The 22414-nt window shown below is 74.3% G+C and carries 22 protein-coding genes; 9 read left to right on the top strand and 13 right to left on the bottom strand.

Features of this window, described 5'->3' with window-relative positions; genetic code table 11:
* Positions 1 to 44 precede the first annotated feature (44 nt).
* From G8E01_RS06385 to G8E01_RS06365, 5 genes are read left to right on the top strand one after another with little or no spacing between them, the layout of a single operon-like run.
* Positions 45 to 1139, top strand: a complete 1095-nt coding sequence (locus tag G8E01_RS06385; protein WP_166317390.1) for a HesA/MoeB/ThiF family protein — start codon at positions 45 to 47, stop codon at positions 1137 to 1139.
* Positions 1136 to 2359 carry a molybdopterin molybdotransferase MoeA gene (locus G8E01_RS06380; RefSeq protein ID WP_338100761.1) on the top strand — a complete coding sequence of 408 codons (1224 nt, stop codon included), beginning with the start codon at positions 1136 to 1138 and terminating at the stop codon, positions 2357 to 2359. The genes G8E01_RS06385 and G8E01_RS06380 overlap by 4 nt, the downstream gene beginning before the upstream one ends.
* A complete protein-coding gene (moaC, locus tag G8E01_RS06375; RefSeq protein ID WP_155048321.1) occupies positions 2356 to 2847 on the top strand; it encodes a cyclic pyranopterin monophosphate synthase MoaC in 492 nt (163 codons plus the stop codon). Before G8E01_RS06380 ends, moaC begins: the two co-directional genes overlap by 4 nt.
* Positions 2844 to 3101: a DUF6457 domain-containing protein gene (locus tag G8E01_RS06370; protein WP_166317384.1), complete on the top strand. Its 258-nt coding sequence runs from the start codon at positions 2844 to 2846 to the stop codon at positions 3099 to 3101. The genes moaC and G8E01_RS06370 overlap by 4 nt, the downstream gene beginning before the upstream one ends.
* Complete coding sequence (locus tag G8E01_RS06365) at positions 3101 to 3334, top strand: MoaD/ThiS family protein (protein ID WP_166319770.1); 234 nt, start codon at positions 3101 to 3103, stop codon at positions 3332 to 3334. Before G8E01_RS06370 ends, G8E01_RS06365 begins: the two co-directional genes overlap by 1 nt.
* Positions 3335 to 3347: 13 nt before the next feature.
* Here the strand turns inward: G8E01_RS06365 and G8E01_RS06360 are convergent, their stop codons facing one another.
* From G8E01_RS06360 to trmD, 3 genes are read right to left on the bottom strand one after another with little or no spacing between them, the layout of a single operon-like run.
* A complete protein-coding gene (locus G8E01_RS06360) occupies positions 3348 to 3776 on the bottom strand; it encodes a molybdenum cofactor biosynthesis protein MoaE (RefSeq protein WP_166317381.1) in 429 nt (142 codons plus the stop codon).
* Positions 3769 to 4242 (bottom strand): molybdenum cofactor synthesis domain-containing protein, encoded by a 474-nt coding sequence (locus G8E01_RS06355; protein WP_166317378.1) that lies wholly within the window; start codon positions 4240 to 4242, stop codon positions 3769 to 3771. The genes G8E01_RS06360 and G8E01_RS06355 overlap by 8 nt, the downstream gene beginning before the upstream one ends.
* Positions 4239 to 4928 carry a tRNA (guanosine(37)-N1)-methyltransferase TrmD gene (trmD, locus tag G8E01_RS06350; RefSeq protein WP_166317375.1) on the bottom strand — a complete coding sequence of 230 codons (690 nt, stop codon included), beginning with the start codon at positions 4926 to 4928 and terminating at the stop codon, positions 4239 to 4241. Before trmD ends, G8E01_RS06355 begins: the two co-directional genes overlap by 4 nt.
* 173 nt (positions 4929 to 5101) lie before the next feature.
* Here trmD and G8E01_RS06345 point away from each other — a divergent pair, with 173 nt between their 5' ends.
* The 3 genes from G8E01_RS06345 to G8E01_RS06335 are packed head-to-tail and all read left to right on the top strand — an operon-like array spanning position 5102 to position 10124.
* A complete protein-coding gene (locus G8E01_RS06345) occupies positions 5102 to 6505 on the top strand; it encodes an MFS transporter (RefSeq protein WP_166317372.1) in 1404 nt (467 codons plus the stop codon).
* Positions 6502 to 8046 (top strand): FAD-dependent oxidoreductase, encoded by a 1545-nt coding sequence (locus G8E01_RS06340; protein ID WP_166317369.1) that lies wholly within the window; start codon positions 6502 to 6504, stop codon positions 8044 to 8046. Before G8E01_RS06345 ends, G8E01_RS06340 begins: the two co-directional genes overlap by 4 nt.
* A complete protein-coding gene (locus G8E01_RS06335; RefSeq protein ID WP_420826043.1) occupies positions 8043 to 10124 on the top strand; it encodes a molybdopterin oxidoreductase family protein in 2082 nt (693 codons plus the stop codon). The genes G8E01_RS06340 and G8E01_RS06335 overlap by 4 nt, the downstream gene beginning before the upstream one ends.
* On the opposite strand, the gene G8E01_RS06330 is transcribed toward G8E01_RS06335, so the two are convergent.
* Genes G8E01_RS06330 through G8E01_RS06300 form a run of 7 tightly spaced genes read right to left on the bottom strand, consistent with a single transcriptional unit; the run spans position 10121 to position 18344 of the window.
* On the bottom strand, positions 10121 to 12523 hold the full coding sequence (locus G8E01_RS06330) for a DEAD/DEAH box helicase (RefSeq protein WP_205827236.1): 2403 nt from the start codon (positions 12521 to 12523) through the stop codon (positions 10121 to 10123). The genes G8E01_RS06335 and G8E01_RS06330 overlap by 4 nt on opposite strands.
* Positions 12524 to 12568: 45 nt before the next feature.
* The gene (tatC, locus tag G8E01_RS06325) at positions 12569 to 13396 is read right to left on the bottom strand and encodes a twin-arginine translocase subunit TatC (protein WP_166317360.1); all 828 of its coding nucleotides are present in this window, start codon (positions 13394 to 13396) and stop codon (positions 12569 to 12571) included.
* Between the two features lie 6 nt (positions 13397 to 13402).
* Complete coding sequence (gene tatA, locus G8E01_RS06320; RefSeq protein WP_155048313.1) at positions 13403 to 13657, bottom strand: twin-arginine translocase TatA/TatE family subunit; 255 nt, start codon at positions 13655 to 13657, stop codon at positions 13403 to 13405.
* Positions 13658 to 13688: 31 nt separating this feature from the next.
* Positions 13689 to 15671: a WYL domain-containing protein gene (locus G8E01_RS06315; protein ID WP_166317357.1), complete on the bottom strand. Its 1983-nt coding sequence runs from the start codon at positions 15669 to 15671 to the stop codon at positions 13689 to 13691.
* Positions 15672 to 15680: 9 nt separating this feature from the next.
* The gene (locus G8E01_RS06310; protein ID WP_166317355.1) at positions 15681 to 16634 is read right to left on the bottom strand and encodes an FKBP-type peptidyl-prolyl cis-trans isomerase; all 954 of its coding nucleotides are present in this window, start codon (positions 16632 to 16634) and stop codon (positions 15681 to 15683) included.
* Positions 16635 to 16638: 4 nt separating this feature from the next.
* A complete protein-coding gene (locus G8E01_RS06305; protein ID WP_166317352.1) occupies positions 16639 to 17652 on the bottom strand; it encodes a tRNA (adenine-N1)-methyltransferase in 1014 nt (337 codons plus the stop codon).
* Positions 17649 to 18344 (bottom strand): HAD family hydrolase, encoded by a 696-nt coding sequence (locus tag G8E01_RS06300; protein WP_338100760.1) that lies wholly within the window; start codon positions 18342 to 18344, stop codon positions 17649 to 17651. The genes G8E01_RS06305 and G8E01_RS06300 overlap by 4 nt, the downstream gene beginning before the upstream one ends.
* Positions 18345 to 18408: 64 nt before the next feature.
* On the opposite strand from G8E01_RS06300, the gene G8E01_RS06295 reads away from it, so the two are divergent.
* Entirely contained in the window at positions 18409 to 19263 is an 855-nt protein-coding gene (locus tag G8E01_RS06295) for a PAC2 family protein (RefSeq protein ID WP_338100759.1), read from the top strand.
* A gap of 13 nt (positions 19264 to 19276) precedes the next feature.
* Here G8E01_RS06295 and G8E01_RS06290 read toward each other — a convergent pair whose 3' ends face one another.
* The 3 genes from G8E01_RS06290 to G8E01_RS06280 form a co-directional block, all read right to left on the bottom strand.
* Positions 19277 to 20119 carry an undecaprenyl-diphosphate phosphatase gene (locus G8E01_RS06290; RefSeq protein ID WP_166317349.1) on the bottom strand — a complete coding sequence of 281 codons (843 nt, stop codon included), beginning with the start codon at positions 20117 to 20119 and terminating at the stop codon, positions 19277 to 19279.
* 34 nt (positions 20120 to 20153) lie between these two features.
* Positions 20154 to 21449 (bottom strand): M20/M25/M40 family metallo-hydrolase, encoded by a 1296-nt coding sequence (locus G8E01_RS06285; RefSeq protein ID WP_166317346.1) that lies wholly within the window; start codon positions 21447 to 21449, stop codon positions 20154 to 20156.
* Positions 21450 to 21523: 74 nt separating this feature from the next.
* Positions 21524 to 22384: a siderophore-interacting protein gene (locus G8E01_RS06280; RefSeq protein WP_166317343.1), complete on the bottom strand. Its 861-nt coding sequence runs from the start codon at positions 22382 to 22384 to the stop codon at positions 21524 to 21526.
* Positions 22385 to 22414 lie beyond the last annotated feature (30 nt).

The following is a 22414-nucleotide window of genomic DNA, read 5'->3' as shown; positions in this document are numbered from 1 at the left end:
ACACACCGGCGCCTGGCGGGCTCCCGCTCGGTACGCTTTCGGGCATGCCCCTCCCCCCGCGCGTCGCCCCCGTGTCCTCCCTCTCCGCGGAGGAGGAGCGCCGCACCGCCCGGCATCTCGCGCTGGCGGACCTCGGCGCCGTGGGACAGCGGCGCTTCGCCGCCGCCCACGTGGCCGTCGTCGGCGCGGGCGGGCTCGGCTCGCCCGTCGTCCAGGCGCTCGCCGCGGCCGGGATCGGCCGGCTCAGCGTCATCGACGACGACGACGTCGAGCTGACCAACCTGCAGCGCCAGGGGCTGCACCGCATCGCCGACATCGGCCACGCGAAGGTCGACAGCGCCGTGCGGGTCGCGGCCGACATCGCGCCCGAATGCCGCGTCGACGCCGTCCGCGAGCGGCTGGACGCGGACAACGCGGCCCGCCTCCTCGCGGGGACGGACATCGTCGTCGACGGCACCGACACGATGGCGACCCGCCAGATCGTCGGATCCTGGTGCGCCGCGAGCGGCGTCCCGCTCGTGTGGGGCGTCGTGCAGGAGACGGCGGGACAGGTCACGGTGTTCTGGTCGGATCCTCCGGCCGGGCACGCCCCGACGCGGCTCACGGACCTGTTCCCGGGCGAGCCCGCGGGCGGCGTCCCCACCTGCGCCGAGGTCGGCGTGCTCACGCCCGTCGTCCACCAGGTCGGCGCGATCATGGCGACACAGGTCCTCCTGCTCGTGGCGGGGATCGGGGAGCCGCTCCTCGGCCGCGTCGCGGTCGTCGACGCGCTCCGTTCCACGACGCGCGAGGTGCCCCTCGCCCCGGCGACGCTGTCGGGCAGCCCGTTGCCGGAGCGGACGGGCGAGGCGGATCCGCTCGCCGGCGCCGGCCTCGTGATCGACGTGCGCGAGCCCGAGGAGCACCGGACCGGCGTCATCCCCGGCGCCCTCCTGCTCCCGCTCGGACGGCTCCTCGCCGACCCCGCGGCGGTCGCGCGCGCGGCGGACGGGCGCGATGTGGCCGTCGTGTGCCAGGCCGGTCCGCGCGCCGAGCGCGCCGCGGCCGCGCTCGGTCGGGTGGGCGTGCGTGCCCGGTCCGTCGCGGGGGGCATGGCCGGATGGACGGGCGCGATCGAGCGACCGGGCGGGCGCGCGTGAGCGGCGTGATCTCCGTCGAGGAGCACGCCGCCGACATCATGGCCCGGGTCCGGCCGCAGGAGCCGGAGGAGATCCGCACCGTCGACGCCTCGGGGCGCACGCTGGCCGCGTCGGCGCGCGCGGGCCTCGACGTCCCGGCCTTCGACAACTCCGCCATGGACGGGTTCGCGGTCCGCGCGGGGGACGTCGCGGGCGCCCGCGCCGACGCGCCGCGGGTACTCCCGGTCGCCGCCGACATTCCCGCGGGCCCAGGCTCTCCCGACCCGCTGCCGCCCGGCGCCGCGGCCCGCATCATGACGGGCGCGCCTCTGCCCGTCGGCGCCGACGCGATCGTGCCGTTCGAGGCGACGCGCGCCGGGCTGGCGGATTCGCTCGAGCGCGCGATCGTCGAGCGCCCGTCGGCGATCGGGGCGCACGTGCGGCGCCGCGCGGAGGACGTCGGTGTCGGGGACGAGGTGCTCCCCGCCGGGACCGCGCTCGGCCCGCTCCAGGTCGCGGCGCTCGTCGCGGCGGGCGTCGCGCGGGTCCGCGTCGCGCCCCGGCCGCGCGTCGTCGTCGTCTCGACGGGCGCCGAGCTCGTCGCGCCGGGCGCCGCTCCGCGGCCCGGCGAGATTCCCGACTCGAACTCGACCCTCCTCGCGCTGCTGGCCCGCGAGTGCGGCGCCGAGGTGACCGCGTTCCGCGTCGGCGACGACCCGGAGGAGCTCGCGCGCCTCGTCGAAGCCCACGCGGGCGCCGACGCGATCGTCACCTCGGGCGGGGTGAGCCAGGGCGCCTACGAGCCGGTGCGCCTCGCGCTGGCGGATCGGGTCGACTTCCGCCGCGTGGCGATGCAGCCCGGCAAGCCGCAGGCGTTCGGCGCGCTGGACGGCGGCGCGCTGTTCTTCGGCCTCCCCGGCAACCCCGTCAGCGTCGCGGTGTCCTTCGAGCTGTTCGTGCGGCCCGCGCTATTCGCGCTGCAGGGGCGGGCGGCGACGGAGCGGCCGCGCCTGCGCCTCGCGGCCGCGACCGGATGGCGCACGCCCCCCGCGCGCCGGCAGTACCTGCCCGTGCGGGTCCTCCGCGAGGCCTGGCCCTGGCGCGTCGTCCCGGCGACGGGCGGCGGATCCGGCTCCCACCTCGCGGGCGGCCTCGGCCGCGCCGAGGGATACGCGATCGTCCCCGAGGACGTCGCCGCGGTCGCGCCGGGCGACGTCCTCGATGTCATGCTGGTGTCATGACCTCCCCCGTTTTCACGCACCTCGACGACGCGGGCCACGCCCGCATGGTCGACGTCACCGACAAGCAGCCGACCGTCCGCTCGGCGACCGCGCGGGCGTTCGTGCGCGCGGCGCCCGCCACTGTCGCCGCCCTCCGCGACGGCTCCGTGCCGAAGGGGGACGTCCTCGCGGTCGCGCGGATCGCCGGAATCGGCGCCGCCAAGCGCACCCCGGAGCTCCTCCCGCTCGCGCACGCGATCGGCGTGCACGGCGCGCGCGTCGACCTCGAGGTGACGGGCGACGGCGTCGCGATCGAGGCGACCGTGCGCACGGCCGACCGGACCGGGGTCGAGATGGAGGCCATCACGGCCGCGACGGTGGCGGCGCTCAGCGTGCTCGACATGGTGAAGGGCATTGACCGTTCCGCGCTCATCGAGAACGCGCGCGTCGTCGCGAAGACGGGCGGGCGCAGCGGATCCTGGACGCGCGAGGGCGAGGGCATCGCGTGAGCGCGCACCTGCCGCCCGAGGCGCTCGAGGCCTGGACGCGCGCGGCCTGCGATCGGCTCGGCCTCGACCCCGCCGAGGTGGACGTCTCCGCGGTTCTGGATCTCGCCCGCGACGTCGCGCACGGCGTCGCCCGGCCCGCCGCGCCCCTCACGGCCTTCCTCGCAGGGCTCGCCGCGGGCCGCAACGCCGATCCGGGGGCCGCCGAGCGCGCGATCGCGGCGGCGTCCGAGCTCGCCACGAACTGGCGCGCGTGATGGTCCGTGTCCGGTTCTTCGCCGCCGCCGAGGACGCGGCGGGCACGCCCGAGGAGGGGCGGCACGAGACGAGCCTCGCCGCGCTCCGCGCGGCCCTGGTCGCCGATCACCCCGCGCTCGCCGGCGTCATCGACCGCTGCTCGATCCTCGTGGACGGGTCCCGTCACGACGGCGACGCGGACCTCGCGGGCGCCCGCACGGTCGACATCCTGCCGCCCTTCGCGGGCGGCTAAGCCCCGAGCGGGCTCAGCCGCCGAGGCCCTTCCAGGCCGTCCGGCCGTCGTCCTCGATCTGGCGCTTCCACACGGGAAGCTCCCGCTTGATGTCCTCGATGATCGCCCGGCACGCCTCGAACGCCTCGGCCCGGTGCGGCGCGCTCACGGCGATCGCCACCGCAACGTCGCCGACCGCGAGGCGCCCCACCCGGTGGCTCACCGCGACGAGCGCGCCCGTGCGCGCCGCGTGGCGCTCGGCCAGTTCGCCGAGGATCCGCTCGGCATCGGGGTGCGCAGAGTACTCGAGCGCGGCGACGACGCCCGCGGCGTCCGGGTCGTGGTCGCGCACGCGGCCGACAAAGCTCGTCTCGGCGCCCATGCGCGGGTCGTCCACCACCGCGGAGTGCTCCGAGACCGAGATCGGATCCGCCGAGATCGCCGCGATCCGCACCTCACCCATGGTCGGCCCCGCCGAGCTGGCCGAGGGCGTGACCGGCGACCGCGAGCACGACGGGCATGCCGCTGGCGACCGCCTTCGGGCTCCCGGGCAGGTTGACCACGAGCGCGTCGCCCGCCACGCCCGCGATGCCGCGCGAGAGGAGCCCGCCCGGGGCCTCCGCCGCGCCGCGCCGGCGCAGCTCCTCGCCGATCCCGGGCACCTCCCGATCGATCACCCGCGCCGTGCCCTCCGGGGTCCGATCGCGCGGCGCGATCCCCGTGCCTCCGGTCGTAACGACGAGGCGAGCCCCCGCGGCGAGCGCGGCGCGAAGGGCGCCCTCGACGCTCTCCGCACCGTCGGGGACGACGATGGCATCGGCGGCGGCGTAGCCCGCCTCGCGCAGGGCGGACACGGCCGCGGGGCCCGCGAGGTCGCCGCGCGTTCCCGCGGCGGAGCGATCGCTCACGGTGATGACGACGGCCCTCACCGCTCGTCCTCCGCGAGCAGGTCGGGGCGGCGCTGCCGCGTGCGTTCGAGCGCCTGCTCGCGCCGCCACTCGGCGACGCGGCCGTGGTGGCCGCTGAGGAGCACCTCCGGGACGGCGAGCCCGCGCCACTCGGCGGGCTTGGTGTAGATCGGGTACTCCAGCATGCCGAGCTCGTGCGATTCCTCGACGAGGCTCTCGGGGTTGCCCACGACGCCGGGGACGAGCCGCCCGATCGCCTCGATCATCGCCATCGCCGCGACCTCGCCGCCGTTCAGGACGTAGTCGCCGATGCTCACGAGCCGGACCCGCCCACGCGCCGCGTAGTGGTCGAGGACGCGCTGGTCGATGCCCTCGTACCGCCCGCACGCGAACACGAGGCGCTCCTCGCCGGCGAGCTCGCGCGCCGTCTTCTGCGTGAAGACCTCGCCCGACGGCGTCGGCACGACGAGCACGGCGTCGTCCTCGAGCAGCGGGTCGAGGCTCTCGCCCCACGGTTCGGGCTTCATGACCATGCCGGCGCCCCCACCGTAGGGGGTGTCGTCGACCGTGCGGTGGCGGTCGTGCGCGCCGTCGCGGAGGTCGTGCACGCGCAGGTCCAGGATCCCGGATCCGCGCGCCTTCCCGATCAGCGAGACGTCGAGCACATCGAAGAACCCGGGGAAGATCGTCACGATGTCGATGCGCATCCTGCGATTCTACGGTCGCGGGCCCTGTTTCCGGCGCGTTACGCCGCGCTCCCGGCGCGAGGGGTCCGCCCGTGATCGAAAGGTGACGCACGCGTCACGTGGCCGCCACGGGGCGGGAAACACGCCGCGCCTAGCCTCGGGGGCGAACCGTCGACGCACCCCTCGGAGGACACATGAGCGCTCCTATCGGCACGACACGCACGCGGCCCGCACACGCTCCGTCGGCGAGCGGGCTCGCCACGCGCCCCGGGCGCTGGATCGACGGATGGAATCCCGAGGGTCCGGAGCAGTGGGCCGGTGAGGGTCGGCGGATCGCGCGGCGGAACCTGGGCTGGTCGGTCTTCGCGGAGTTCCTCGGCTTCGTCGTGTGGCAGCTGTGGAGCATCGTCGTCGTGATGCTCCCGGCGGCCGGATTCGCGCTGACGTCGGGGCAGCAGTTCTGGCTCATCTCCGTCGCGAGCCTCGTCGGCGCGACGCTGCGCTTCCCCTACACGTTCATGGTCGCCCGCTTCGGCGGACGCAATTGGACGATCGTGTCCGCGGGGCTCCTGCTCGTCCCCGCGGTCCTCCTGGGTGTCGTCGTGCAGCACCCGGAGACGCCCTATCCCGTGCTGCTGCTCGTGGCCGCGCTCGGGGGCGTCGGCGGCGGCAACTTCGCCAGCTCGATGGCGAACATCACCTTCTTCTTCCCGCAGCGCGAGAAGGGCTGGGCGCTCGGGCTGAACGCGGCCGGCGGCAACATCGGGGCGGCCGTGGCGCAGCTGCTCGTCCCGATCGCCGTCACCCTCGGCGCCGCCGGGACCCTCAACCTCTCGCTCGCGGGGTTCATGTGGGTCCCGCTCATCCTCGTCGCGATGTGGGGCGCGTGGCGCTTCATGGACAACCTCTCGGCCGCCCGCAGCGACGTCGCCGGCGCCGCCGCCGCCCTGCGCGAGCCGCATCTGTGGATCATGGCGCTGCTGTACATCGGCACCTTCGGCTCGTTCATCGGCTTCGCCGGGGTATTCCCGAAGCTCATCGCGGACCAGTTCCCGGCGTTTTCCACCTTCTCCGTCGGCGCGGCCTCGCTCTCGCTCGCCTTCCTGGGCGCCCTCGTCGGCTCGCTCGCCCGGCCCTACGGCGGCCGCCTCGCGGACCGGCTCGGCGGCGCCCGCATGACGATCGTCGCGCTGGGCGTCATGATCGCGGCCACCCTGGCCCTCATCGCCACCCTCCCGCTCGGGAGCTTCTGGCTGTTCCTCGGGTGCTTCCTCGTGTTGTTCTGCGCGACGGGCGTCGGCAACGGCGCGACCTACCGCATGATCCCGTCGATCTTCGCGGCGCGCGGCGCCGCGACGGCCGGCGAGGAACACGCGGTGTCGACGCAGCGCCAGGGCGCCGCTGCGCTCGGCCTCATCTCCGCGCTCGGCGCCTACGGCGGCTTCCTGATTCCGCAGGTGCTCAACGCGTCCCAGGCCGCGAGCGGCTCCTACGTCCCCGCGTTCTGGGGCTTCGTGGCCTTCTACCTCGCGCTCGGCATCGTGACGGCGACCGTGTATCTCGTGCCCCGCGCGTCGCTGGCGGGACGCATCGTATGACGGATCCGCTGCGCGTCGTCCTCGTCGGCTTCGGGCCGGTCGGGGTGCGGTTCGCCGAGGACCTGCTGCCCGCCGTGCGCGACGGCCGCGTCGACCTCACGGTTCTCGGGGCCGAGGAGGGCGCCCCGTACAACCGGATCCTCCTGGCCGAGCACGCCGCCGGCGACCTGCCCGCCTCCCAGCTCGCGATCGCGGACCCGCAGGAGCTCACCGACGCGGGCGCGAGCGTGCGCACCGGTCAGGTCGCGGTCGCGATCGACCGCGCCCGCGGCGAGGTCGAGCTCGAGGGCGGCGGCCGGGTCCCCTTCGACCGCCTCGTCCTCGCGACGGGAGCACGCGCCCGCGTTCCCGCGCTCGACGGGCTGGACGTCGCGGGCACCGACGGATCCGGGCTCGACGACGTCCTTACCGACGGCGTCTGCGGGCTACGGACACTCGGCGACGCGGAGCGCGTGCGCCGCGTCTCCGAGGCCGGCGGGCGCATCGTCGTGCTGGGCGCCGGCGTGCTCGGGCTCGAGCTGGCGCTCCTCCTGGCCGCCGCGGGCGCACGGCCCGCCCTCGCGCATTTCGGGCCGGCGCCGATGCCGCGCCAGCTCGACCGCGGCGCCGCCCGGGTCGTCACGGATCAGCTCGCGGCCGCGGGCGTCCGAGTCGTGCCGCACACGCGCGCCGAGGCGATCGTGACGGACGAGGTCGCCGGGCGGCGCGCGTTTCGCGCCCTCGTCTCGGGCGACGGCAAGGTCATCCGGGGCGACCTGCTCGTCCTCTCGTGCGGGGTGACCCCGCGCGACGAGCTAGCCTCCAGCGCCGGGCTGCGCACGGCGCGCGGCGTCCTCGTCGACGAGCGCCTCCGCTCCTGGACGGATCCGCGAATCCACGCGATCGGCGACGTCGCGCACGTGGCGGGCCCGGAGGAATTCGCGCACGTCCGGGACGTGCCGGGCGGCCCCAGCGGGCTGGTCGGGCCCGGTTGGCGCCAGGCCGAGTGGCTCGCGGCGGACATCCTGGCCACCCTCAAGGGGCGGCCCCACGCACCGTTCATCGAGGAGGCGCCCGGCGTGGTCCTCCTCAAGGCGAGCCAGCTCGACCTCGTCGCCGCGGGATCCGCGCCCGCCGACCCGTTCGCCCCGGTTCCCTCCGGGGAACAGGCCCCCGAGGTCGCGCTCTGGGCGGATCCCGCGCACGGCACCTACCTGTCCATGCAGACGACGGGCGGCGTGCTCGCGGGGTTCGTCGCGGTGGGAATGCCGCGCGCCGCGGCCGAGCTGGCCCTGCTCTACCAGCGCGGAGCGGAGCTGCCGAGCGACCGGTCGCTCCTGCTCCGGCGCGACGCGGCCGACGAGGCCCCGCCCGCCTCCGGCGCGGACCGCACCGTGTGCATGTGCAACGCGGTCACGGCGGGGCGCATCGAGCAGGCGCTCGCGGAGGACGGGTGCCGAAGCGTCGAGGACGTCGGTCGCGCGACGCGCGCCGGCACCGGCTGCGGGGGCTGCCGCGCGCGGATCAACGAGATGCTCGCGGCATGGGAGCCGGCCGCATGAGCGACACTCACTGCCCGTACTGCGCACTGCAGTGCGCCATGACCCTCGCCCCCGGGGCGCCGGGCGGTCCCGCGATCGAGGTCCGCGGCCGGGACTTCCCGACCAATCGCGGCGGGTTGTGCCGCAAGGGGTGGACCTCCGCTGAGCTCCTCGGCCGCGGCGATCGGCTCACCTCCCCGCTCATCCGTCAACGGGGCGCGCTGCGCGAGGCGACGTGGGACGAGGCGCTCGAGACGATCGCCGCCCGGCTTAGCGAGATTCGCCGCGCGTCGGGCGCGGACGCGATCGGCGTCTTCGGCGGCGGGGGCCTCACGAACGAGAAGGCGTACCTCCTCGGCAAGTTCGCGCGCGTCGCGCTCGGCACGAGCCGCATCGACTACAACGGGCGATTCTGCATGTCGTCCGCCGCCGCGGCGGCGAATCGCGCCTTCGGGCTCGACCGCGGCCTGCCCTTCCCCGTGTCGGACCTCGATACGGCCGACGTCGTCCTCCTGCTCGGCAGCAACGTCGGGGACACGATGCCGCCGTTCGTCCAGCACCTGCAGGGCGCCCGCGCGCGCGGCGGCCTGCTCGTCGTGGATCCGCGGCGCTCTTCGACCGCCCGACTCGCGGCCGACGGGGCGGGCCTGCACGTGCAGCCAGCGCCCGCCACCGATCTCGCCCTGCTGGCCGGGATCACGCACGTCGTCCTGCGCGACGGCCTCGCGGACGAGGCGTACGTGGCGCGCCGCACGACGGGAATCGACGCGCTGCGCCGGAGCGTGTCGGCCTGGTGGCCCGAGCGCACGGAGGCCGTGACGGGCGTGCCCGCACAGACGGTGCGGGAGATCGCGCACCGTCTGGCCCGCGCCGAGAGCGCCTACGTGCTCACGGGCCGCGGCGTCGAGCAGCACGCGGACGGCACGGACACCGCGACCGCGGCGATCAACCTCGCGCTCGTCCTGGGCCTCGTCGGGCGCCCCGGATCCGGATACGGCACGCTCACGGGGCAGGGCAACGGCCAGGGCGGCCGGGAGCACGGCCAGAAGTCCGACCAGCTGCCGGGGTATCGGAAGATCACCGACCCGGCGGCGCGCGCCCACGTGGCCGGCGTGTGGGGGATCTCGCCCGATGCGCTCCCCGGCCCGGGGATCCCCGCCGTCGAGCTGCTGGACTCGTGCGGCCGCCCGGGCGGCGTGCGCGCGCTGCTCGTGCACGGATCCAACGTCGTCGTCTCGGCGCCCGACGCGGGCCGCGTACGCGAGGCGCTCGGCCGCCTGGACCTCCTCGTCGTCAGCGACTTCTTCCTCTCCGAGACGGCGGAGCGCGCCGACGTCGTCCTCCCCGTGCTGCAGTGGGCCGAGGAGGAGGGCACCATGACGAACCTCGAGGGGCGCGTGATCCGGCGGCGGCGAGCGCTTCCGGCGCCCGGACAGGCGCGCAGCGAGCTGTGGATCCTCGCCCAGCTTGCCGAGCGCCTCGGCGCGCCGAGCGCGTGGCCGACGGACCCCGCGGCCGTGTTCGACGAGCTCGCCCGGGCGAGCGCCGGCGGGGCCGCCGACTACTCGGGCCTCTCGCACGCGCTCCTCGACACGGGCGTCGCGGCGCACTGGCCGTTCCCCGCGGGCAGCCGGTCCGGCACGCCGCACCTCTTCCGCGATCGCTTCTGGCACGACGACGGGCGCGCCCGGCTCGTCCCGGTGCGCCCGCGCACCCCGGAGTCGCCTGCGGGGCGCGAGCTCAGCCTGATCACCGGGCGCCTGATGGGCCACTACCAGTCCGGGGCGCAGACCCGGCGCGTGCCGGAGCTCGCGGACGCCGCCCCGAGCCTCGTCGCCGAAATCCACCCGGTCACGGCGCGCGATCGCGGAATCGCGGAGGGCGAGCCGGTGCGCGTCGCGGGCGCCCGGGGCGTCGTGACCGCCCGCGCGCGCCTCAGCGCCGACATCCGCCCGGACACTGTCTTCCTCCCGTTCCACTACCCGGGCGCGGAGAGCGCGAACCTGCTCACGAGCGCCCGGACGGATCCGATCAGCGCGATGCCCGAGTTTAAGAACACCGTCGTGACGCTCGCGCCCGCCTCGGGTGTGTCCCCCTAGACGCCCGTGTAGGCGACGATGCCGCGGCGCACCGCCTCGAGCGCCCGGCGGGCGGTGCGGGCGAGCTCGCCGTCGGCGACGAGGGAGATCTGGTCGAGCAGGTCGATCGTCTGCTTCGCCCAGCGCACGAAGTCGCCCGCCGCCATGTCGGCCGCGCCGAGGACGCGGTCCAGCAACTGCCCGCGCGCCCACATGTGCATCGCCTGCGCGAGCCCGGGCGCGACGGGCTGGGTGCCGGGCAGGCGGTGGTCCTCCTCGAGGTCGTCGAGCTCGGCCCAGAGCCGCTCCGTCGCGTCGAGCGCCTCGCGGAACGGGCCGCGCGGGAGCGGCGCCTCGCCCCCGGCCTCTCCCCGCCGCGGCTCGTAGACGAGCGTGCAGGCGAGCGCCGCGAGCGCCGGGGCGTCCAGTCGCGTCCAGAGCTCGCGCCGGAGCGCCTCGGCCACCAGCAGGTCGCGGTCGCCGTAGATCCGCTTCATCCGGCGACCGGCGTCCGTCAGGGTCGCCGCGGATCCGTCGATCGCGACGTAATCGAGCGCGACGAGCACGTCGACGATCCGGTCGAACTGGCGCGCCACGGTCCCCGTGCGCTGCTCGATCTGGCGGCGCAGCTTGTCCGTCCGCCGCCGCAGCTGGTAGTACCGCTCGCCCCAGCGCGCGTGCTGCTCGCGGTCCTCGCACCGGTGACAGGGGTGGCGCTGCATACCGCGGCGCAGGCTCGCCATCTTCTGGCGACGCTGCTCCTGGCGCGCCTTCGACGCCGACACGTCCTGGCGCGCCTTCTTCTCGAGGTCGCTGAGCTCGCGGCGGATCCCCGCGTACTCCGCGAAGTCGCCGCGGTGGCACCGCATGGCCGCGAGATACCCCTCGAGCGATTCGTCGGCCTGCCGCACCTCGCGGGCGAGCCCGACCACGGCCCGGTCCGCCTGGAACTGCGCGAACGACGACTCCAGGATCTCGCGCGCGACGCGGCGCCCAAACTGGTCGATGAGGTTGACGGCCATGTTGTACGTCGGCCGGAAGGAGGAGTTCAGCGGATAGGTGCGCCGCGACGCGAGGGACGCGACCTGCCGGGCGTCCAGCCCGTCGGTCCAGTGCACGACGGCGTGGCCCTCGACGTCGATGCCGCGCCGGCCCGCGCGCCCCGTGAGCTGCGTGTACTCCCCCGAGGTGATGGGCACGCGCGCCTCGCCGTTGAACTTCTCGAGCTTCTCCAGGACGACGGTGCGCGCGGGCATGTTGATGCCCAGCGCGAGCGTCTCGGTCGCGAAGACGACCTTGACGAGCTTGCGCTGAAAGAGCTCCTCGACGACCTCCTTGAACGCGGGCAGCATCCCCGCGTGGTGGGCCGCGATGCCGCGCTCGAGGTCCTCGGCCCACTCGAAGTAGCCGAGCACGCCGAGGTCCTCGTCGGCGAGCGCGGCGGTGCGCTCGCGCACGATGTCGCGGATCCGCGCTCGCTCCTCCGGGGTTGTCAGCCGCACGCCGGCCCGGCGCGCCTGCACGACGGCCTGGTCGCAGCCGACCCGGCTGAAGATGAAGAAGATCGCGGGGAGGAGGTTGCGGTGCGCGAGCAGGTCGATCGCGGCGGCGCGGTCGAGGCGCCCGGCGCCCCGAGGCGGGCGCGGGGCGTGCCGCCGCCCGCGGCCGCGCCCCGATCCCCCGGGGAGCGCGCGCCCGAGCCGGAGGAGGTCGCCGTTGACCTCGGATCCCCCGGCATGCTCGTCGAACAGCGGGAGGAGCTCGCCGCGCGCCAGGACGTGCTGCTCGAGCGGGACGGGGCGGGTCTCCGAGACGATCACTTCCGTGCCGCCCCGCACGGTCGCGAGCCAATCGCCGAACTCCTCGGCATTGGAGACGGTCGCCGACAGCGCGACGAGCCGGACGCTCTCGGGGAGGTGGATGATGACCTCCTCCCACACGGCGCCGCGGAACCGGTCGGCGAGGTAATGCACCTCGTCCATCACGACGTACCGCAGCCCGTCGAGCGCGGAGGAGCCCGCGTAGATCATGTTGCGCAGCACCTCGGTCGTCATGACGACGACACGGGCGTGCGCGTTGATGTTCGTGTCGCCCGTGAGGAGCCCGACCTCGCCCTCCCCGTAGACGTCCTGCAGCTCGCGGAACTTCTGGTTCGACAGGGCCTTCATCGGGGTCGTGTAGAACGCCTTGTCGCCGGGGGTCGACATCGCGAGGTGAATCGCGAACTCGCCGACGATCGTCTTGCCCGCGCCCGTGGGCGCCGCGACGAGCACGCTGGATCCGCGCTCGAGCGCGCGGCACCCCTCCACCTGGAACGGATCCAGCTCGAACCGCTGGCGGCCGGCGAACGCGGCCGTCTCCGGGTGCGCGCGCTCCGCGCGCGCGGCGGCGTAGCGTTCTGCGGGGCTCGCGGAGGTCATGGTTCCCATCCCATCATCCCGCCAGGGCCCGCGGGCCGCGGCGCGCTACGCGTACTCGACGAACAGGTCCGGGTGGCGGCGCTTCTTCGACCAGTCGAACACCCAGCACACGCCGGCCGCGAGCGCGTACAGGACGAACATGATGGCGCTCACGAGGAAGAAGGTCACCATGTCTGCGGGCGGGGAGGCGAACATGCCGAAGACCAGGCAGAGGAGCAGCACCCAGCGCCACGCCTTCGCGATCTGCTTCGCCCGGACGACGTCGGCGAGGTTCAGCGCCACGAGGAACACCGGGGTCACGAACCCCACGCCGATGATCGTGAGGGTGCGGAAGACGAAGTTGTAGTACTCCGTCGCCGTGAAGATCTGGCCCACTTGTTGAACGTCGTCCGGGAAGAACGAGGCCATGATCGTGATGATGTTCGGGAGCAGGAACATCGCGAGCACGACGCCGCCGAGGAACAGCGGGATCGCCGCGGCCATGAACCCGAAGGCGTACCAGAACTCGCGCCGGGTCAGCCCCGGCGTCACGAATCGCCACAGCTGCCACAGCCACACGGGAGAGGACAGGACGAGGCCGGCGACGAACGAGATCCGCAGCCGCATGTCGAACGGCCCCGTCACGGTCGTGAACGTCAGGCGCGTGAAGCTCTCGTCGCCGATCTCGGAGGCGACCGCCTCGATCGGGTAGGTCAGCCAGCCGATGATCCAGTCCGTGAGGAACGCGGCGACGATCATGCCCGCCGCGAGGCCGATGACGGCGAAGACGAGCCGGCGCCGCAGCTCCCGCAAGTGGCCGCCGAGGGTCATGCGGCGCTCGCGCGGCAGATCGGGCTCGCCCGCGGATCCCTCGTCGATATGAGGGCGCGTCACGGGCGGTTACGGCTTGACGTCGGGCGACGAGTCCGAGGGGCGTGGGGCCTCCGACGGCGCGGAACCCGATGTGTCGGCCGCGTCCGCGGGGCGCTGATCCTGCTGGCCCTCGTCCTTCATCTGCTTCATCTCGCCCTTGAACGCGCGGGCCGACTGGCCCAGGCTCTTGGCGAGCGCCGGCAGACGGGACGCGCCGAAGATGAGCAGCACGATCACGAGGATCAGCAGAATCTGCCAGATGCCGGCGTTCCCGAAAGGCATAGGTACTCCCTGGTTGGGCGGACGGACGCAGTCAGTGTAACGCCGCGAGGTGAAGATTCTCGCCCGCCTCGGCCCAGGTTCGCGCGGCCTCGCGCGCGGCGGCCGGATCCAGCACCTCGATGCGCCCGCCCCCGCGCGCCGCGAGACGGCTGACCACGCCGACGTCGGCGATCGGGAACCGGGCGACCGTGTCGGATCCGTCGGCGACCGTCTCGGCGTGCTCGAGGAAGTCGGCCACGAGCGGCACGAGCGACGTCGGCAGGCGCACGGTCGCCAGGAGGTCCTCGCCGCCCGGCGCGAAGAGCTCGGGCGTCACGGGCGCGCGGTGCGACGCCTCCTCGGACGTCACCTCGAGGTCGGTCATGCGCGCGACGAGGAAGGTGCGCTCCGCGCGCCGCAGGTGGCACCACCCCTTGAGGTACCACTCGCCGCCGGAGAGGACGAGCCCGAACGGGTCGACCGTGCGCTCGGTGCTCTCGCCCCCGGGGCGTCGATAGCGAAAGCGCACCGCCCGCCCCTCGCGCACGGCCGTCGCCAGCTCGGCGCGCTGGTGGGAGGTCGGCGGATCCACGAGCACGATGTCGGTGACCGCGCCGGGCGCGCCCCGAGAAAGCTTGGCGCGCAGCTCCGCCAGGGCCGCCGCGTCGGCGGCCCCGGGCAGCGCGGCGACGAGCTGCAGGCCCGCGACGAGCGCCGCGACCTCGCGCGCCGTGAACCGCGGGGCGCGCTCGATCGCCACGGTGTGCGTCAGCGACACGACGTCGCGCTCGTCGAACAGCGCCCAGTCGAGGTCGAACATCTCGCCCGTGTACATCCCGCCGACCGGTTCGCCGACGAGCGTCAGGGTCGACAACAGCCGCCGGACCTCCGCGGGCGCAAGCTCGAATTCCTCCGCGATCGCCGTGACCGGCACCTCGCCGCGCTCCAGGAGCCACGGCACGAGCGTCAGCACCGTCCGCACGCGGTCCGCCGTGAACGTCGCGGCGCGCGAGCGCGCCGGGCGCGCATCCGCGAGGGGCGGGGCCGGGCGCGCGGGCCCCTCGTGGGTCGCGCGCGTCGCGCGCAGCCGCTCGAGGACGAGGTCGCGCAGTTCCGGCGGATCCACGACCCGCGCCTCGGGGCCGTACGAGGCCAGCTCGTCGGCCAGGACGTACGCGTCGGTCATGGGGACGCGGAGCGCGCCGCCCGCCTCCCGCGCGGCGCGCTGCCCCAGCCGGAGCGCGGCTTCGGAGCCCGCCGTCACCTCGACGACGGCCCTCTGGGTGTCGGCAAGCGCGCGGAGCGCGGCGAGGGTCCGCTCGGCGGCCCCCTCACGCAGCTCGGGCGGGAAGGGCGTGCCGGCGATCGTCACGGCCGAGACGATGCGGCTGAGCAGGAAGGTCCGCGGTTCCCCGAGCGAGAGGTCCTCGCCGTGGAGGTGCCAGCGGTCCTCGAATTGCACGAGCGCGAGCGGCCGCACGCGGCGCTCGCGCACGCGCGCGGATCCCGGGCGCAGGTAGGCAAAGCGCACCTCGACCGCCCGGTCGATCGCGTCCCGGAGCGCGGGGAAGGCCGCGTCGGTCGCTCGCACGCGCGGCGAGAACCCGAGGATCGGCTCGTCGACGTCGAGCCCGAGCGCGCGAATCTTCCGCAGGCCCGCGCGCGCCTCGCGCGACGTCGAGGCCTCCCCCCACGCCTGCGCGGCGAGGGCGAGCAGCGCGACCTCGGCGGGGGTGAAGGCGAGGTCCTCCGGGAGCGTGTTCGCCTCGCGCGGGATCCGGTAGCGCGCGTCGCGCAGATCCTCGGGGTTCGACGCGTCGCCGATGACCTCGATGCGCGTCCCCAGCCCCGTCAGGGTGTCCTTGTCGCGCTCGAACATGCGCCCGAGGGTGTCCTCGCCGACGCCGTCGCGCGTGCGCTCCGCGTACCCCGTCACGGTGCGAAAGATCTGCGCCCGGGTCAGCCCCACCTCGGTGCCGAGCAGGGCGACCGTGAGGTTCAACAGCCGCTCTTCGGCAGGGATCCGCGCTACCACGCGGCCATCCTAGGGCTGGTCGACCGCGCCGAGCACGTCGATGACCGAGACCGTGGCCCCGCCGTCGCCGTCCGGCACGACGACCATGACCTGCGAGCCGACCGTCGCGCCCGCGAGCGCGTCCGCGAAGCCCTCGGGCAGCTGGTCGAGCGTCGCCGTCGCCGGCGCGCCGCTCTCCCAGGTGGAGGTCGTCACCGTGCGGGTGCCCCAGCTCACCGACGTGTACTGCAGCGTGACGGCCTCGTCGCCGGAAAGCTCGGGCCCATCGCCCTGCAAAAGCGTCAGCGCCGCCTGCTCGGTGGGCGCGTCGCCGTCGGGGATGATGATGCCCGGGACCCCGTCGGGGGTGCGCACGACGCTCGGGAGCCCGTGGCCCTCGTTGTAGACCGGGGATCCGTCCGCCGACGCGGGGAGCACGCGCGCGATGTCGATGACCGCGACCATGCTCGAGGTGTCGATGTCGAGCCCGTACTGCGCGCCGAACTGCACGATCTGGCTCGCGAACGACTCGGAGATGCCGTCCTCGCCGAGGGCGGCGACGACGCGCGATCCCTCGCTGGCGCAGAGGAAGGCGTCCTCCATGCCCGGCAGCTGCGCGACCACGTTCGTGAGCCCGAGCACCTGCGTCTCGTCGCCGGAGTACGCCGTCATGGGGATCGGCGTCCCGGTCGCGCCGTCGTAGAGGGTCGCGTCGAAGACCACGCCCTGAGCGGTGCTCTCGATGACGGGACCGTCACCCGTGACGAGATCGAGGTGATCCGCCTCGATGGCGACGAACGGCAGGGGAAAGTCGACGGTGGGCGACTGCCCCAGCGCGCCCTGCACGTCGACGGCGCTGAGAAGCGCCTCGTTCGTCGCGGCGTCGCGCCCGCACGCCTCGGGGGTCTCCGGGGCGGAGCTACACCCGGCGAGGGCGAGGGTCATCAGGCCGATGAGGGTCGCTACGGCAGTCGTCTTGCGCACCGGGTCAGTCTAACGACGGTTCGGAGGCGTCCGCGTCGCGCAGCGAGGCGGCGTGCCGCGCGCCGCCGGCGGCCTTCTCCGCCTCGCGGATGCGCTTGCGCAGGTTCTTGTCGGTGATCTCCCGGTCGCCGACGGCGCCCGGGGTCCAGATCTCCTGGTCCTCATCGCCGTAGCTGCGCTTGGAGGCGCGGCGCTTGACCTCGGGCGGGATGGACCCGGGCGCGAGCCGGCGCGCGGTGATGAGGAAGCCCGTGTGCGCCACCATGCGGTGATCCGGGCGCACGGCCAGCCCGTCGACGTGCCACCCGCGCACCATCGTCTCGGATGCCTCCGGCTCGGTGAAGTCCCCCATCTCGCGCAGGAACTCGGCGACGCGACTCAGCTGCGTGGCCGTGGCCACGTAGCAGAGCACGACGCCGCCCGGGGCGAGCGCGTCGGCGACCGCGGGCAGAACTTCCCAGGGCGCGAGCATGTCGAGCACCACGCGGTCCACGGACCCGGGTTCCGCGTCGCGCGGGAGCGCATCGGCGAGGTCGCCAAAGTGGATCGACCACTGCTCGGGCAGCCCGCCGAAGAAGGTCTCGACGTTCGCCCGCGCGACCTCCGCGAACTCCTCGCGGCGCTCGAAGGACATCAGGCGGCCCGACGCCCCGACCGCGCGCAGCAACGACATCGACAGCGCGCCGGAGCCGACGCCCGCCTCGACGACGACCGCGCCCGGGAAGATGTCGGCCTGCTGGACGATCTGGGCCGCGTCCTTCGGGTAGACGATGGCCGCGCCGCGCGGCATCGACATCACGAAGTCCTTCAAGAGCGGCCGGAGCGCCAGAAACTCGTGGCCGCCGGAGTTGGCGATGACGGATCCGTCGGGCTGCCCCTCGATCTGGGCGTGCGCGATCATGCCGAGGTGTGAGTGCAGCTCGCCGCCCTCGCGCAGCGTGATCGTCTGCAGCTTGCCCTTCGGGCCCGTGAGCTGGACGCGGTCGCCGTACCGGAACGGCCCGCGCGGCGCCGTCATCGCGCCTCCCCCGCGCCGGCGCGGTGCGCGCGCCAGACGTGTGCGAGGTCGCTCGCGCCCCGCCCCTCGAGCGTCGGCCACATGTCCGCCGCGCCCGGGTTCGACAGCGGAACGAAGTGCGGAACGCCGATCGCCGCGGCGCCGGAGTCGACGGCGGCGGTCAGGCCGGTGGGCGAGTCCTCCAGCGCGACGCAGTCGGCGATGTCCACCCCGAGCGCCGCCGCGCCCGCGAGGTACGGATCCGGGAACGGCTTGGGGCGCGCGACGTCGTCTCCGCCCAGGATCGCGTCGAACGCGTCGAAGGGAATGAGGCCCGCGATCTTCTCCGCCATGCGGTGGCGGGACATCGTCACGATCGCCGTGCGCACGCCCGCCGCGCGCAGCTCGCGCAGAAGCTCCTGCGCCCCGGGGCGGAAGGGAACGCCCTCCTCGGCCATCTGCCGCAGCACCTCGTCCGTGAGGTGCTCGACGATGTCCTGAGCCGGCATGTCGACGCCCGCCTCCTGCAGGATCCGCGCTGATCCCTCGAGCGAGTTCCCGACGAGCCGCAGCGCGTCCTCGTGCGTCCAGGTGCCGCCGAAGCGCTCGACGAGCGGGGTCTCCGCCGCCATCCAGTACGGCTCGGTGTCCACGAGCGTGCCGTCCATGTCCCAGAGCACGGCCTTCGGCCACGCGGTGTCGGTGAGAGTCACCGCACCAGCCTAGGCGGTGGGCAAGGGGGCTAGCCTGGACGGACACCGACCAGGAGGGAGCCCGGTGGAGGAGAGCAGGCAGCAGGCGCTGGGGCCGCGGATCGCGGTCGCGGCCTTCGACGGCTGGAACGACGCGGGCGAGGCGGCGTCGGCCGCCGTCCAGGCCCTGCGCGACGCGTACCCGAGCACGCCGGTCGCCGCCGTCGATCCGGAGCTGTACTTCGATTACCAGTACACGCGGCCGTCCGTGCGCACCGACGGCGAGGGCCGCCGGGTGATCGACTGGCCGGAGGCGACGCTGCACCGCCCCGCGGATCCACGCGGGTTCTGGACCCTGAGCGGCGTCGAGCCCGCGCGCGCGTGGAAGGGGTTCGTCTCCGAGTTCGTCGACGCCCTCCTCGCCGAGGACGTGACGGGCTTCGTCACGATCGGGGCGATGATGAGCGACGTCCCGCACACCCGCCCGATCGCGGTGCACACGACGAGCGACGACGAACTGCTGCGCAACCAGCTCGAGGTGGATCGGAGCCGGTACGAGGGGCCCACGGGGATCCTCGGGGTGCTCACCCAGGCGGCGGAGGACGCGGGGATCCCGACCCTGTCGATGTGGGCGAGCGTGCCGCACTACGTCGCGGGAGCGACGCCGTCGCCCAAGGCCACGCTGGCGCTACTCGAGAAGCTCAGCGACATCGCCGTGCGCGAGATCGACCTCGGCTCGCTCCCCACCGAGGCCGCGACGTGGGAGGCCACGGTGGACGCGGCAGCCGCCGACGACGACGAGATGCGGGACTACATTCGCCAGCTCGAGGAGACGCGCGACACCTGGGATTCCCCCGAGGCGTCCGGCGACGCCATCGCCCAGGCGTTCGAGCGCTACCTGCGCGGCGACGGCCCCGGCAAGGGCCGGCCGCCGCGCTGAGCCGCGGGGCGCCTCAGGCGGTCCCGAGCGGCGTGAGCACGCCCGCGGCCAGCAGCGCCATGATCACAGCGCCGAGCACGACGCGGTAGATCACGAACGGCAGGAAGCTGCCGGTCTTGAGGTACCGCATGAGGTACGCGATCACGACCCAGCCGACGAGGAAGGCGACGATCGTGGCGACGATCGTGCCACTCCAGCCGTACGGGCCGGCGTCCCCCTCCTCGAGCCCGTGCATGAGCTCGTAGAGCCCGGATCCGAAGACGGCGGGAACCGCCATGAGGAACGCGAACTCGGCCGCCGCGGTGCGCTGGTATCCCAGGAGGCGAGCGGCCGTCGTCGTCGCGCCGGAGCGCGACACGCCGGGCACGAGGGCGAGCGCCTGGGCCACGCCGATCGTGATGCCGTGCGGGTACGTCACGTCGTCCATCTCGCGCCGCCTGGCGCCCCAGCGGTCGGCGGCGCCGAGGACGAGCCCGAACACGATGAGCACGGCGGCGACCAGCCACAGGTTTCGGAACACGTCGCGGATGTAGTCCTGCAGGGCGAATCCGAGCACGCCGATGGGGATCGAGGCGACGATCACGAGCCACCCCATGCGCGCGTCCGGGTCGTTCCGCGGCACCCGCCCGACGAGCGAGCCCGCCCAGCGGCGGATGATCCGCACGATCTTGCCCCAGAAGTACACGAGCACGGCGAGCTCCGTGCCGATCTGCGTGATCGCGGTGAAGGTCGCGCCGGGATCCGCCGCCGACGGGAGGAACTCGCCGACGACGCGGATGTGCGCGCTGGAGGAGATCGGCAGGAACTCGGTCAGGCCCTGGACGAGCCCGAGGATGATGGCCTCGATGATGTGCATGCGGTGGCGGGGTTCTCTCTCGCGGGCGGAGGGGTCAGTACGTACGGATCAGGTCGGCGATCACGCGCTGGCCGAAGACGAGCGCGTCGAGCGGGACGCGCTCGTCGACGCCGTGGAACATGCCCGTGAAGTCGAGCTCGCGCGGCAGCTTCAGCGGCGCGAAGCCATAGCCCGTGATCCCGATGGTCGCGAGCGACTTGTTGTCCGTCCCGGCGCCGAGGAGGTAGGGCAGGACCGGAACGCCCGGGTCGTGGGATCCGAGCGCGCCCACCATCGCGTCCACGAGCGCCCCCGCGAACGGGACCTCGAGCCCGATGTCGCGGTGAAACATCTCGATCTCGACGTCGTCGCCGACGATGCGCTGGATCTCCGCAAGGACCCGCTCCTCCTGGCCCGGCAGCACGCGCACGTCGACCGTGGCCGAGGCAGCGTCGGGAATGACGTTGTGCTTATAGCCCGAGGTAAGCCCCGTCGGGTTCGCGGTCGTGCGCCACGTGGAGGCGAGAAAGGCCTCCGCCGGGCCAGCCGCGCGCGCGATGTCGTCGGGCGAGCCGCCCGCGTCGCCGCAGATGCCGCGCATCCCGGCGAGCAACTGCCGGGTCGTGTCGGTGAGCTCGACCGGCCACGCCGTCGCACCGAGGCGCGCGACGGCGTCCGCGAGCCGCGTGACCGCGTTGTCGGGGTGGACGCGGCTGCCGTGGCCCGCGCGCCCCCTCGCCCGCAGCGTCAGCCACATGAGCGCCTTCTCCCCCACCTGCAGGAGGTACGCGGATCCGTCGCCGACGGGGATCGAATAGCCCCCGACCTCGCTGATCGCCTCCGTCGCGCCCGCGAACCACTCGGGGCGGTCCGCGACGACGCGCGCCGATCCCTCGACGCCGCCGTTTTCCTCGTCGCTAAAGAACGCGAGCACGAGGTCGCGCTCGGGGCGCTCGCCGGCGCGCAGGAGGTCGCCGACGGCCGCGAGGATCATGGCGTTCATATTCTTCATGTCCACGGCGCCGCGACCCCAGAGCATGCCGTCGCGGATCTCGCCCGCAAACGGATCCACGGACCAGTCCTCCGCGATCGCGGGGACGACGTCGAGGTGACCGTGGAGGACGAGCGCCGGCTTGTCCGGGTTGTTGCCCGCAACCCGTGCCGCGACGTTCGTGCGCCGCGGCACCGGCTCGTAGAACTGCGGCTCGAGGCCGAGCGAGGAGAGGTGCGCGCCGACGTACTCCGCGGCCTCGCGTTCGCCCTTCGCGTTGCCGCCCCCGAAGTTCGTCGTGTCGAAGCGGATCAGATCGCGCGCGAGGCGCACGACCTCGGGGAGGGAGTCGGTGGGCATGGGCTCCACGCTACCCGCGCCGCGGCGGAACGCCCGCCCGCGCCGCGTGGCGCGGGGGCCAGCCCCCGCGCACCCTACGCGGGGCCCGGCTCGAAGATCTGCCCGACCGGCTCGCGCTTTTCGGCCTGGAACGTGTCCTCCGCGCGGCCGAAGGCCCAGTACGCCGAGAGCGACAGGCGGTCGCGCGGCACGCCCCAGGCGCCCGTGAACAGCGGTCGCAGCCGCTTCATGGCCTCGCGCTCTCCGTGCGCGAACACGTCGAACGTGCCGGTCGGCACCTCGAGGTTCTCCACGACGGCGGCCAGAAGCGCGCCGTACGCGGCCGTTCCGCGGTGGATCCACGTCACCGCGACGCCCGCGGGCTTCGCGAGCGCCACCTCCTCCTCGGGGCCCGCCACCTCGAGGAGGACGAGGCCGCGCGCGTCGGCGGGCAGCGACTCGAGCGCCGCCGCGATGGCCGGCAGCGCCGACTCGTCGCCGAGGAGGACGTGGGCATCGACGTCGTCCGCGGGCGCATAGCCGCCGCCGGGGCCCGACAGCGCGACGCGATCGCCCGGACCCGCGGCGGCCGCCCACGGGCCCGCGATCCCCTCGTCGCCGTGCACCACGAAGTCGATCGCGATCGTGCCGGACGCAGCATCGATCGATCGCACCGTGTACGTCCGGCGCGACGGCATGTCCTCGGGCGCGAGCCGCTCCCGCAGCGCGTCCATGTCGAAGGGCGGCTCGAGGCCGAGGCCCGGCCGGGCGAAGAGGAGCTTGACGTACTTATCGGTTGCGGCCGCCTGGGCCTCGCCGATCCCGTCCGCGAACGCCGCGAACGCGGGGCCGCCCAGGTGGAGGCGCACGAGGTGCGGCGAGACCTGCTCGCGGCGGACGACATCGAACACGTGCTGCACACCGCGGCGTCGGCCGCGCGAATCCTGAGGGCTCATCGCGACCATCCTGGCACGGCAGAGACGCGA

Origin of the sequence: Microbacterium excoecariae (genome assembly GCF_011326725.1) — a bacterium.
GTDB classification, from domain to species: domain Bacteria; phylum Actinomycetota; class Actinomycetes; order Actinomycetales; family Microbacteriaceae; genus Microbacterium; species Microbacterium excoecariae.
The sequence above is the reverse complement of the archived record's forward strand: the minus strand, read 5'-3'. Positions and strand labels throughout refer to the sequence as shown.